Source organism: Kocuria rhizosphaericola (genome assembly GCF_044462205.1).
Taxonomy (GTDB): Bacteria; Actinomycetota; Actinomycetes; order Actinomycetales; family Micrococcaceae; genus Kocuria; species Kocuria rhizosphaericola.
The window spans coordinates 1-12,221 of sequence record NZ_JBISWK010000180.1 but is presented as its reverse complement, the minus strand read 5'-3'; the positions used below and the strand labels follow the sequence as shown (position 1 = coordinate 12,221).

At 72.9% G+C, this 12,221-nt stretch carries 11 protein-coding genes; 4 read left to right on the top strand and 7 right to left on the bottom strand.

The features are described from left to right. Together ACH9D2_RS18200 and ACH9D2_RS18195 are read left to right on the top strand one after the other, a co-directional pair. Positions 1-626 (top strand): PIG-L family deacetylase (locus ACH9D2_RS18200; RefSeq protein ID WP_396363272.1); only part of this gene is annotated, 626 nt, incomplete at its 5' end. Positions 627-788: 162 nt separating this feature from the next. Beyond that, entirely contained in the window at positions 789-1,109 is a 321-nt protein-coding gene (locus ACH9D2_RS18195; protein ID WP_396364238.1) for a hypothetical protein, read from the top strand. Between the two features lie 103 nt (positions 1,110-1,212). Here the strand turns inward: ACH9D2_RS18195 and nhaA are convergent, their stop codons facing one another. Beyond that, a complete protein-coding gene (gene nhaA, locus ACH9D2_RS18190) occupies positions 1,213-2,508 on the bottom strand; it encodes a Na+/H+ antiporter NhaA (RefSeq protein ID WP_396364237.1) in 1,296 nt (431 codons plus the stop codon). Between the two features lie 113 nt (positions 2,509-2,621). Then, positions 2,622-3,119: a DUF2505 domain-containing protein gene (locus tag ACH9D2_RS18185; protein WP_396364236.1), complete on the bottom strand. Its 498-nt coding sequence runs from the start codon at positions 3,117-3,119 to the stop codon at positions 2,622-2,624. Positions 3,120-3,313: 194 nt separating this feature from the next. Here ACH9D2_RS18185 and mfd point away from each other — a divergent pair, with 194 nt between their 5' ends. After that, the gene (mfd, locus tag ACH9D2_RS18180; RefSeq protein WP_396364235.1) at positions 3,314-7,033 is read left to right on the top strand and encodes a transcription-repair coupling factor; all 3,720 of its coding nucleotides are present in this window, start codon (positions 3,314-3,316) and stop codon (positions 7,031-7,033) included. 136 nt (positions 7,034-7,169) lie between these two features. Here mfd and ACH9D2_RS18175 read toward each other — a convergent pair whose 3' ends face one another. The 5 genes from ACH9D2_RS18175 to cobA all read right to left on the bottom strand — a co-directional run bounded on the left by ACH9D2_RS18175 (position 7,170) and on the right by cobA (position 11,222). Continuing rightward, on the bottom strand, positions 7,170-7,604 hold the full coding sequence (locus ACH9D2_RS18175) for a hypothetical protein (RefSeq protein WP_396364234.1): 435 nt from the start codon (positions 7,602-7,604) through the stop codon (positions 7,170-7,172). Between the two features lie 177 nt (positions 7,605-7,781). Further along, positions 7,782-8,219, bottom strand: a complete 438-nt coding sequence (locus ACH9D2_RS18170) for a hypothetical protein (protein WP_396364233.1) — start codon at positions 8,217-8,219, stop codon at positions 7,782-7,784. 114 nt (positions 8,220-8,333) lie between these two features. Next, positions 8,334-8,987 carry a deoxyribose-phosphate aldolase gene (gene deoC, locus ACH9D2_RS18165; protein ID WP_396364232.1) on the bottom strand — a complete coding sequence of 218 codons (654 nt, stop codon included), beginning with the start codon at positions 8,985-8,987 and terminating at the stop codon, positions 8,334-8,336. A 365-nt stretch (positions 8,988-9,352) separates the two neighbouring features. Continuing rightward, positions 9,353-10,210, bottom strand: coding sequence for a uroporphyrinogen-III synthase (locus ACH9D2_RS18160; RefSeq protein ID WP_396364231.1), 858 nt, complete (start codon positions 10,208-10,210; stop codon positions 9,353-9,355). Further along, complete coding sequence (gene cobA / locus ACH9D2_RS18155; protein ID WP_396364230.1) at positions 10,200-11,222, bottom strand: uroporphyrinogen-III C-methyltransferase; 1,023 nt, start codon at positions 11,220-11,222, stop codon at positions 10,200-10,202. Before cobA ends, ACH9D2_RS18160 begins: the two co-directional genes overlap by 11 nt. A gap of 134 nt (positions 11,223-11,356) precedes the next feature. Here cobA and ACH9D2_RS18150 point away from each other — a divergent pair, with 134 nt between their 5' ends. After that, the gene (locus tag ACH9D2_RS18150) at positions 11,357-12,079 is read left to right on the top strand and encodes a CbiX/SirB N-terminal domain-containing protein (protein ID WP_396364229.1); all 723 of its coding nucleotides are present in this window, start codon (positions 11,357-11,359) and stop codon (positions 12,077-12,079) included. Positions 12,080-12,221: the final 142 nt, after the last annotated feature.

Sequence of the window (12,221 nt, the reverse complement as noted above, 5' to 3'; positions counted from 1 at the left end):
AGCGCCGGAGGGTGCTGGCCGTGGGGGCGCACCCGGACGACCTCGAGCTCGCCTGCGGGGCGACCCTGGCCAAGCTGGTGGACACCGGCCACGAGGTCCGCGGTCTGGTGATGAGCTCCGGCGAGGTCGGCGGCAACGTGGGTCTGCGCCCGGCCGAGGCCCAGCGCGGCGCCTCCTTCCTGGGACTCACGGGCCTGCGGGTGCACGACTTCCCGGACACGAAGCTGGAGACCGTGAGCAACGACATGGTGCGGGCCATCGAGGCCGCGATCCGGGAGTTCGAGCCGGACGTGATCTTCACCCACTCCGCCCATGACCAGCACCAGGACCACTACGCGGTGCACCAGGCCACCCTGCGCGCGGCCCGGGCCCACCACTCGATCCTGTGCTTCGAGTCCCCGTCGGTGACCCGCGACTTCGACCCGTCCGTGTTCGTGGACATCGACGGCTACGTCGACGTCAAGGTCGAGGCCGTGCTCTCGCACCGGGACCAGGCCGGCAAGCCCTACATGACTCCGGGGCGGGTCCGCGGCATGGCGGCCTTCCGCGGGGCGCAGGCGAAGAACACCAACGCGGAGGCCTTCGAGCCGGTCCGCCTGCTCGGCTCCGCGATCGGCGACCTCTGAGACGAGGCAGCTCAACCCAAGCCGTACAGTTCATCAGGTTCGCCACGGCACGGAAAGCCCATCGGGCAGCAAATCGTATTAGCTCGGGCGACCGGGCCCGTCCGGTGCTGGAGTACGCCAGGAACCACGGCAACATCGCGACTCTGTTCCAGCGACGTCCGCTTGCAGAGCGGCAAGAAGCTCAACTTTTCCATCAGAGTGTTCTGCGAAGCGGACCGGACCATGGAGCTCAGACAGTCCTTCTGGGAGCAGGACAACGATCCTGGCGACAGCGACCTCCGTGGTCAGCACATCCACAGGCGGACTTCTTCCGGCACGGATAGCGTCGTCCTCGATCGGGTGGTCGACGCCTTCAACACTGAATCCGGCGCCGAGAAGGTGTTCCACTCGGTCCAGTTCCGCACTTCTCGGGGACATGCCGGTAACTGGAACGGAGGGAGCGCCTCGGAGGACAGGCCGGGAGTGTTACTTTCCCTGGCCTGAGGAAGGGACACTTTGCGTCCACCGATGCTGACAAAAGAGCCGATCGCCGGATCACTCCGGTGGGCGGCTCCGTTCCGGCGGGATCGACCGGCCCGGGAAGAGGTCAGCTGGGGGCGTCCAGCTTGTCGACCTCCACGCCCTGGGCGCGCAGCTTCTTGTAGTGGGCGTTGCGCACGGCCAGCAGGGACCCGCCGGCCAAGGCGGCGATCGCGGAGCCGGTGAGGATGCCGACCTTCGCGTGGTCGTTGTGCGGGCTGCCGGTGCCGAAGCTCAGCTCCGCCACGAGCAGCGAGACGGTGAAGCCGATGCCCGCGACCATGGCCAGGCCGCCCAGGTCCAGCCAGGTGTAGTCGTCGTCCTTCGTGGCGGGGGTGAACCGGTCCATCAGCCAGGCGGCGCCGAAGATGCCGATCAGCTTGCCGATCACCAGGCCCAGCACGATGCCGATCGCCACGGGATCGGTCAGGGACTCCACCACGCCGTTCGCCCCGCCCACGGCCACGCCGGCGGCGAAGAACGCGAACACCGGGATGGCCAGGCCGTTGGACAGCGGCCGGAAGCGGTGCTCGAGCATCGGGGCGAGGCCCAGTTCCGGGACGTCGCCGCGGATCACGCGGGGCTTCACGTGCAGCACCGGGACCATGAACCCCAGCAGCACACCGGCGATGGTGGCGTGCACGCCGGCCTCCAGCACGAACAGCCAGGTGAGCACGCCGACCGGCATCAGGATCACCCACGCGGCCCAGGGCCGGGTCAGGAAGAAGATCATGAAGCGCTGCGTGAGGACGTAGAACAGCGCCAGGGGGACCAGTGCCAGCAGCAGGAACTCGACCTGCACGCCGTCGGTGTAGACGAACGCGATGATGACGATCGCGATGAGGTCGTCCACCACCGCGAGAGTCAGCAGGAACGTGCGCATGGCCACGGGCAGCGACGCCCCGACCACGGCGAGCACCGAGACCGCGAAGGCGATGTCGGTGGCCGTGGGGATCGCCCAGCCGTCGATGGTGCCCGGGTCCGCGTCGTTGATCCGGTTGACGGCCACGTAGATCAGCGCCGGGACGATCACGCCGCCGAAGGCCGCCACGATGGGGAGCATCGCCTTGCGGATGCTTCGCAGCTCCCCGTCCACGAACTCGGTCTTGAGCTCCAGGCCCACCAGGAAGAAGAAGATCGCCAGCAGACCCTCCGAGGCCCATTCGCCCACGGTGTGGTCCAGGCCCGGGAAGTCGATGCCGATGTGGGTGTCCCGCAGCGCGAAGTACCAGTCGCCCCCCGGGGTGTTGGCGAGCACCAGCGCGGACAGCATCGCGACCAGCAGCAGCACACCCCCCACCAGATCCTTGCGAAGGAAGTTGCCCAGCCCGGGCGCGTGCTCGTCCGTCTCGACTGCGCTCACGGTCGGACTCCTGTTCGTCATCGGGAAAAAACAGCGTCAGTCTACGACTGCGCCGTGAGCGCGCTGACCATCCGGTGCGATAATCGAGTGCGAAGATTCAGCCGTGCACGGGCTCAGCGGCCGGCGAGCCAGGCCTCGGCCTCCTGGGACTGCAGGGAGAGTGCCTTGCCGATGAACGGCTCGGCGGCCTCGGCGACCATCTTGCCCACGAACGGGATGTTGGCCTTCACCACGCAGTGCACGTGCACGTCGGTGGCCCCGCCCTGCGGGGTGAGGGTCTGGGTGGCGGAGCCGGAGACCGGCAGAGCGGCCACGGAGATCTCGGTGCGCACCACCCGGATGCCGTCGGCGTCGGCGGTGTGGTAGGTGTCCACCTGGGTGAGCTGCACCGTGGAGCCCACGAACTTCCGCGCCATCTCCGGCAGCCGGTCCGCGGCCATCTTCCGCACCGTGGTCACGGCGAACTGGGCCTCGACGTCCCCGACGACCTCCACCGACTCCAGGGTGGCCCCGGCGCGGTGGGTCACGTGCCGGATGAACTCCTCGTCGGAGAAGGTCACCACGACCTGCTCGAGCGGCGCGGGGACGGTGGTGGAGGCGGTGACGGCCATGGAGGGCTCCTGGGTCGGTGGACGGGCGGCGGCGGGTGCGTGCTCCCATGGTAGGCGGGCGCCGTGCTCCGGGCCGTGCGCTCCGGACCCGGGCTGTCGGGGCCCGGGAGTAAGCTGGGACCCGCGAACGTTGGCTCCGACAGCCTCTGTGCTCCACCAGCACCCCACTCAGCGTCCCAGGAGACTGCTCACCCATGACCTTGTCCGGACTGCTCGCCGCCCTCGGGGCGGAGCGCTCCTTCGCCAATCTCCGCACCCAGGCCGGTCTGCCGCCGGGGGAGCGCAGTGCCGAGACCGTGATCAGCGCCCCGGACGGGATGCGCGCGGTGCTCACCGCCCAGCTGCGCGGCGCCCTCGACGATGCCCCGGCGCCGGCCGACGACCGCGCCCCGGTGCTGCTGGCCGTGACCGCGACCGGCCGCGAGTCCGAGGACCTCGCCGCGGCCCTGGGCGCGTACCTGCCGGCCGAGGAGGTCGCGGAGTTCCCGGCCTGGGAGACCCTGCCGCACGAGCGGCTCTCGCCGCGCTCCGACACCGTGGGCCGCCGCCTCGACGTGCTGCGGCGGCTGGCCGGCCGGGACGCCGAGCGCCCGCTGCGGGTGCTGACGGCCCCGGTGCGCTCCGTGCTCCAGCCCGTCGTCGAAGGCCTGGGGGACATGGACCCGGTGGGCTTCGCCCGCGGCGAGGAGCTCGACTTCGACGCCGCTGTGAGCGCGCTCGCCGAGGCCGCCTACGCCCGGGTGGACATGGTCACCCGGCGCGGGGAGTTCGCGGTGCGCGGCGGGATCATCGACGTCTTCTCCCCGGTCGAGGACCACCCGGTGCGGATCGAGTTCTTCGGCGACGAGGTCGACGAGCTGCGCTGGTTCGCCGTGGCCGACCAGCGCACCCTGACCACCGGGGACCACCCCGATCGGCTCGTGGCCCCGCCGTGCCGCGAGGTGCTCATCACTCCGTCCGTGATGTCCCGGGCCGCGAAGCTCAAGAACTCCCTGCCCGGCGCCGAGTCGATGCTCGAGCGGATCGCCGGCGGCATCTACGTGGAGGGCATGGAGTCCCTCGCGCCCCTGCTCGTGGACGGCATGGAGCCCGTGCTGTCCCTGCTCCCGCCCGGCTCGCTCGTGGTGGTCATGGAGCCCGAGAAGGTCCGCACCCGCGCCCACGACCTCGTGGCCACCAACGAGGAGTTCCTGCTCGCCGCGTGGGACTCCGCCTCGGACGGGCAGTCGGCGCCCATCGACATCAGCTCCGCCGAGCACGCCGTCCGGGCCGACGACGGCGAGGGCCGCACCCTGGCCTCCGGGTCCTTCCAGACCCTCGCCGAGGCCCGGGCCACCGCGCTGGAGACCGGTCTCGGCTGGTGGGCCGTCACCGCGCTCAACCTCAACGCGGTGGCCGGCCAGGACGTGGACGCAGACACCTCCGCGGAGGACATCGCCCTGCTCGACTCGGACGCGGACACCCTCAGCGTGGCCGCCCGGGACCCGCTGGGCTTCCACGGCGACGTCGAGGCGATGCTGGAGTTCCTGCAGGGGCGGGTGGCCGACGGCTGGCGCGTCGTCGCCGTCACCGAGGGTCCCGGTCCGCTGGCCCGGATCGCGGAGCTGCTGCACGACGCCGGGATCCCGGCCGCCCGCCGCGAGTCCCTCACCGAGGAGCCGCAGCCCGGGATCGTGGAGCTCACCACCGCGGTGGCCGGCAAGGGCTTCGCCCTGGACGGCCCGCGGATCGTGCTGCTCACCGAGGCGGACCTGCTGGGCAAGGCCAGCCCCTACACGACCAAGGACATGCGCAAGCTCCCGGTGCGGCGCAAGCGCAACGCCGTGGACCCCCTGGCCCTGAGCCAGGGCGACTTCGTGGTGCACGAGCAGCACGGCATCGGCCAGTTCGTGGAGCTCATCCAGCGGCCCATCGCCGGGGCGATGATCAAGCCCGGGCAGCCGAAGCCCGTGCGCGAGTACCTGGTGCTCGAGTACGCGCCCTCGAAGCGCAACGGCCCGCGGGACCGCCTGTTCGTGCCCACCGACCAGCTCGACCAGGTCACCAACTACGTGGGCGGCGAGGCCCCGACCCTGTCCAAGATGGGCGGGACGGACTGGAACAAGACCAAGCGCGCCGCGAAGAGGGCCGTCCGGGACATCGCCAACGAGCTGATCCGCCTGTACTCGGCGCGGATGGCCTCCCGCGGCCACGCGTTCGCGGAGGACACCCCGTGGCAGCGCGAGCTCGAGGAAGCGTTCCCCTACATCGAGACGCCCGACCAGCTGACCACCATCGACGAGGTCAAGGCGGACATGGAGCGGGAGGTCCCCATGGACCGGCTGATCTCCGGGGACGTGGGCTACGGCAAGACCGAGGTGGCGGTGCGCGCGGCGTTCAAGGCCGTGCAGGACGGCAAGCAGGCCGCCGTGCTCGTGCCGACCACGCTGCTGGCCCAGCAGCACGCCGAGACGTTCACCGAGCGGTTCTCCGGATTCCCGGTGCGCCTGGCCGCGTTGTCCCGGTTCCAGACTGCCAAGGAGACCAGGGAGACGCTCGCCGGGCTCAAGGACGGCTCGATCGACGTGGTGATCGGCACGCACCGGCTGCTGTCCAAGGAGGTCCAGTTCAAGGACCTCGGCCTCGTGGTCATCGACGAGGAGCAGCGCTTCGGCGTGGAGCACAAGGAGAAGCTCAAGGCGATGCGCACCAACGTGGACGTCCTGGCGATGTCCGCGACCCCGATCCCGCGCACCCTCGAGATGTCGCTGACCGGCATCCGCGAGACCTCCACCCTCGCCACCCCGCCGGAGGAGCGCCACCCCGTGCTCACCTACGTGGGCGCCTACACCGACAAGCAGGTCTCCGCGGCGGTCCGGCGCGAGCTCATGCGCGAGGGCCAGGTGTTCTACATCCACAACCGGGTGTCCTCGATCGAGCGCAAGGCCAAGGAGATCGCCGAGCTCGTGCCCGAGGCGCGGATCGCCGTGGCGCACGGGCAGATGTCCGAGTCCCGGCTCGAGCAGATCATCGTGGACTTCTGGGAGAAGAAGTTCGACGTCCTGGTGTGCACCACCATCGTGGAGACCGGCCTGGACATCGCCAACGCCAACACCCTGATCGTCGACGGCGCGGACCGCTACGGGCTCTCCCAGCTCCACCAGCTGCGCGGGCGCGTGGGCCGCGGCCGCGAGCGCGCCTACGCCTACTTCCTGTACCAGGCCGAGAAGCCGCTCTCCGAGACGGCGCTGGAGCGGCTCAAGGCCGTCGCCGCCCACAACGAGCTCGGCGCCGGCATGCAGCTGGCCGTCAAGGACCTCGAGATCCGCGGCGCCGGCAACCTGCTGGGCGGGGAGCAGTCCGGGCACATCGCCGGCGTGGGCTTCGACATGTACCTGCGCCTGGTCGGCGAGGCCGTCGCGGAGTACCGCGGCGAGGAGGACGAGCGGCCCACCGAGATGAAGATCGAGCTGCCGGTCAACGCGTACCTGCCGCACGACTACGTCCCGGGGGAGCGGCTGCGCCTCGAGGCCTACCGCAACCTCGCCAACGCCGCCACGGAGGAGGCGATCCAGGAGGTCGCCGACGAGCTCGTGGACCGCTACGGCGAGGTGCCCGAGCCCGTGCAGAACCTGCTCGAGGTCGCCCGGTTCCGGGTGGCCGCCCGCGCCGCCGGCCTCACCGACGTCGCGGCCCAGGGCAACATGGTCCGCTTCGCTCCGGCCGACCTGCCCGAGTCCCGGCAGATGCGGCTCACCCGCCTCTACCCGGGCGCGCAGGTCAAGACGGTGCCCGGCACCGACACCTCCCAGGTGCTGATCCCCAAGCCCAAGACCGAGCGGATCGGGGGCAAGGACCTCGTGGACGGCGCGGTGCTGGCGTGGGCGCGCGGCGTGGTCGAGGCGGTCTTCGCGAAGGAGCCGGCCACGGCCTGACGCGCGGGTGCGGCGGCTGCCGCCCCCGCCCGCCGGGCACGGAAGAGGTCCCCTCCCGATGTGCGGGAGGGGACCTTCGTCGTCGGTGCCTGCGTCGGCGCACCCCTGAGCGGCCGGGGCGCCGGCCGCTCAGGCGCTACTCGGTGGCCTTGCCGTACTTGTCCTGGTGGTGGACGGCGGCGGTGTGGGCGTCGCGCTCGCGGGCGTCCCGCGGGCCGTCGTCGAACTCGGCGGCGGTGCGGTCCACGCCGGGCACCTCGGTGCTCGAGGGGACGTCCATGGCGAGCGTGCGCCCGCCCTCGGCCCGCTTCGCGGTGCTGGACTGCAGGATGCCCACCGGGACGAGCAGGGCCAGGGCGTAGAGGAGCAGCCCGACGATCCAGACCAGGGGGCTGTCGGGGTAGCTGGCGAAGGCGATGAAGCTGCCGATCATGATGGCTATGCAGACCGCGAGAAACACGAGGTTGTTCACCGTGCGCCCCTGGCCCGAGTGCGAACGCACGGAGGCGCCGCTGCGGCCGGTCGACGCGTCCGCCGAGGTGCTGGTGGACGACTGGGCTCTGTTGGCCATGGATCCAATCCTTCTGATCAGTAGGGGCGGCCACGGGAGGCCGCGAGGCATTCGCGTCCAGTCTAGTCGCACGGACCGACGCCCCGGATGCCCTTGCGTCACCACCTCCCACCGCGAACGCGGACGGCCTCCGCCCACGGATGCGGGAGGAGGCCGTGCGTCGTCGTGCGGGGCGGGCTACTGCGTGGCCCTGCCCAGGGGGTCGTCCTTGTGCTCCGCGCGGACCTCGGCGTCCCGGGCGCCGATGTCGCGGGGACGGTCCGGGAAGCTCTCCGCGGTGGTGGGCGTGCCGGCGACCTCGGTGGTCGGCGGGACGTCCATGGCGAGGGTGCGCCCGCCCTCGGCCTTCTTCGCGGTGCTCGTCTGCAGGATGCCCACCGGGACGAGCAGGGCCAGGGTGTAGAGGAGCAGCCCGACGATCCAGACCAGGGGGCTGTCGGGGTAGCTGGCGAAGGCGATGAAGCTGCCGATCATGATGGCCATGCAGATCGCGAGGAACAAGAGGTTGTTGACCGTGCGCCCCTGGCCCGAGTGGGAGCGGACGTCGGTGCCGCCCCTGCGGCCGGTCGACGCGTCCGCCGAGGTGCTGGTGGACGACTGGGCTCGGTTGGCCATGGATCCCATCCTTCTCACGGTGGTGGCGGCCGGCGTCGGCCGCGGAGGCGTTCGCGGTCAGTCTAGTCGTTCGGCTGCGGCCTGCGCGGGTGCGCCGCGGAGGGTGCGGCGGGCTCAGCCGAGCAGCGCGGGACCGCTGCTGGCGCCGATCCGGGAGGCGCCGGCCTCGATCATCGCGAGGGCGTCCTCGCGGGTGCGGATCCCGCCGGAGGCCTTGACGCCGATCTCCGGGCCCACGGTCGCCCGCATCAGCCGGACGTCCTCCACGGTGGCCCCGGCGCTGGAGAAGCCGGTGGAGGTCTTCACGTAGTCCGCGCCGGCGGCCACGGCGGCCTCGCAGGCGAGGACCTTCTGCTCGTCGGTCAGCAGGCACGTCTCGATGATCACCTTGAGCCGGGCCCCGCCCTGGTGGGCGGCCTCGGCGACGGCGCGGACGTCCGCCTCGACCCGCTCGCGCTCGCCGGCGCGGGCGGCGGCGATGTCGATGACCATGTCGATCTCGTCGGCCCCGGCGGCCACGGCCGTGGCGGCCTCGAACGCCTTGACCTCCGTGGCGGAGGCACCCAGCGGGAAGCCGACGACCGCGCAGGTCAGCACGTCGCTGCCCGCCAGCTGCTCCCGCACGAACGAGGTCCACACCGGGTTGGTGCACACCGAGGCGAAGCCGTACTGCTCGGCCTCCGCGCACAGGGTGGCGATCTGCTCGCGGGACGCCTCCGGCTTGAGCAGCGTGTGGTCGACGTAGGGGGCGAGCTGGGGGGTGGTCACGGGCGGCCTTTCGACGGTCGGGCGGGTCGCGCCCAGCCTACCGGCCGCCTCGGGCGGACCCGGTGGCACGGCCGGCCCGCGGGCCGTGACCGTTCCGTCACAATTACATCAGGAAAGTATTCGCTAATTCGGTGCGGAGTGCTACATTCGTTCCACGGCGCACCAAGGTTCGCCTGACCTGCGACGTCGGCGGTTGCCGAGCGGTCGCAGGGGTGCGTCGGGGCACCCCCGGTTCCCCTGACCCCCGCCCCGGCGCGCCCCCGCAATCGTCCTGCCCCCTGGCGCGCCGGTGATCGACGGCTGAGCGGGCACCGGGTGGACCCGCATCACCGAGCGGCCGCCTCCTGCGCCCGCGGTCGGGGCGGCTACCGTTCGTCGTCGTCGTCGTCGGTGCCCGCGCGGGACAGGGCGTCCGTGAGCTGCTTGAGCATCGCGCCCATCCGGAACCGTTCGGGCACGAGTGGCTCGATCCCGAGCTCCAGCAGCGGCGCGGCCGTCACCGGACCCACGGTCGCGGCGAGCATCCCGGCGCGGAAGGCGGCCAGCAGCTCCTCGTGCAGCCCCAGCTCCTCCGCCGTGCTGAACAGCGCGTCCACGGCCGGGGCGGCGGTGAACGTCACGGCGTCCACCCGCCCGGCGGCGGCCTCGCGCACGAGCACCGGCACCTGCCCGGCGTCGTCGGCGGAGGCCCACCGGTAGGGGGTCACGGTGAGCACGCGGGCCCCGGCGTCGGTGAGCCGGCGGCGCTGGACGGCGTCGGCGATCCCGTGCAGCTGCAGGCCGATCGTGCGCCCCGTGAGGTCGCCGCCGTGCTCGGCCAGGACGAGGTCCACGAGCCCCGCCGTGGTCTCGTCCGCGGACATGCCGGCGTCGTCCAGACCCAGGCCGCGCACCGCGCCCCGGCCCTTGGGGCCGCGCACGTAGACGGCGGCCTCGCGCAGGCACAGCAGCAGATCGGCGTCGAAGCCCTGGGCCACGGCCGCGTCGTGCCAGCGGCGCAGCCCGTAGCCCGTGGTCAGCAGCACCAGGTCCGGGCGGGCCTCGAACATCGCCCGGGACGCGGCCGCGAGCCCGGCGTCCTCGCCGACCGGCTCCACCCGCAGCGCGGGGGCGTGCAGCACGCGGGCGCCGCGGCGCTCGAGGGCCGCGATCTGGTCCTCGGAGCGGCGGTGCGCGGTCACGCCCACCACCCGGCCGGCCAGCGGCAGGTCCTCAGCAGCCATGAGCGGTCACCTCCGCGAGGAACGCGTTCCGCTCGGCGGTCGCCAGGCGGACCACGGGTCCGACGACGACGACGGCGGGCGAGCCGCAGCCCGCCGCCGCGGTGTCCTCGACCGCGGTGGCCAGCGTGGTGACGGTGGAGCGCTGCCGGTCGGTGAAACCGCGCTCGACCACGGCCAGCGGGGTCGCGGGATCGGCGCCGTTGCGGACCAGTCCGGCGACGAGGTGGGGGAGGGTGGCCACGCCCATGAGCACCACGAGCGTGCCCCCGCCGGCGCCGAGACCGGCGAAGTGGGTCAGCTCCGCCTCGGAGAACGGCACGTGCCCGGAGGCGACCGTGAACATCCGGGACACCTCGCGGAAGGTCACCGGGATCCCGGCCGCGCCCGGCACCGAGACCGCGCTGGTGATCCCCGGGACCACGTCCACGGGGATGCCGTGGGCAGCACACGCGGCGAGCTCCTCGGCGCCGCGGCCGAAGACGTAGGGGTCACCGCCCTTGAGCCGGACCACCGAGCGGCCGGCCAGGGCGTGCTCCACGATGAGGTCCTGGATCCTCGACTGGGGAACGGGGTGGTGGCCGGGGGTCTTGCCCACCGGGACGATCTCGGCACCGGGGGCCGCGGCGGCCACGGCGCCGGCGGGCGCGAGCCGGTCGACGAAGACCACGTCGGCGTCCCGCAGGGCCGCCACGGCGCGCACGGTCAGGAGATCGTCGGCGCCGGGCCCGCCGCCGACCAGGGTCACGCGGCCCCCGGTGCGGGCCGCGGGCTCCTGCACCACGGGCACGCGGGCGCCGGCCGCGCGCAGGGCCTCGCGCCAGCGCTGCGCGGCCGGGCCGACGACCACGGCGAGGGCGACGCCCGCCAGGTCCGCCGGGCCGAGCATCGCGGGCTCGGCCACTGAGCGGACGGCGGCGCCGGCCGCCTCGTAGCGGTGCCGGGCGCGCCGGGCGTCGTGCGGGTCACCGAGGACGAGCACCGGGACGTCGGTGAGGTCGGCGGTCAGCAGCATGCGGTCCTCCAGGGGGCGAGCGGGGGGTCGTGCGTCCCTACCAGGATGCGGCACGAGTGTTACAGCACGGTTGCCCCCGTGACGCCGCGTGACGCGGACGCCCTTCCTCGGGCGCCGATCGTAGGCTGGGATCCATGACGACTCCCGAGCCCCCCGTCCTGCTCGCCTGCGCCCACGGCACCCGCTCACCGGCCGGGCGCACCGCCGTGCAGCGGCTCGTGGACGCCGTGGCCGCCGAGCTGCCGGACGTCGAGGTGGTCCCCACGTGGGTGGACGTGCAGACTCCCGACCTGGTCGAGCGCACCGGGCAGTTCGCCGGCCGCCCCGCGGTGGTGGTCCCGCTGCTGCTCTCCGCCGGCTACCACGTCTACGTGGACGTGGCCGAGGCGGTCGCCGCCGACGATCTCCACCGCGTCTCGGCCGCCCTGGGCCCGGACCCGGCGCTGGCCCGGCTGCTCGCCCGGCGGGTGCACGAGGCGTGCGCGGCCGCCGGGGCGCCGCTGGGGGAGCGCGACGCCGTGGTGCTCGCCACCGCCGGGTCCTCGGACCGCCGCGCGGTGGCGGACTGCGCCGCGGTGGCGGAGCTGCTGGCCGAGGAGCTGGGCCGCCCCGTGACCGTGTCCTACCTGGCCGCCGTGCGCCCCCGCGTGGCCGAGGCGGTGTCGGATGCCCGGGCGGGCCTGGCGGGCGGGGGTCGTGTCGTCGTGGCCAACTACCTGCTGGCGCCGGGCTACTTCCTGGGGCTCTCGCAGGCGGCCGGGGCGGACGTGGACACCGAGCCGCTGGCCGTGCCGGAGGGGGAGGTCCCGGCCGAGCTCGTAAACGTGGTGGTCTCGCGCTACCGCTCGGTGGCCTGAGGGGCTCCGGGGCCAGCCCTGCTCTCCGTCTCCCCGCCGCTCCCTCTCTTTCTGGCTCTGCGCCGCTTCTCCGCGCCGCCTCTCTGCGCGGACTCTCCGCGCCGAGTCCCCACGATCCACTCGCCCCCGGCGCCGAGCCCCC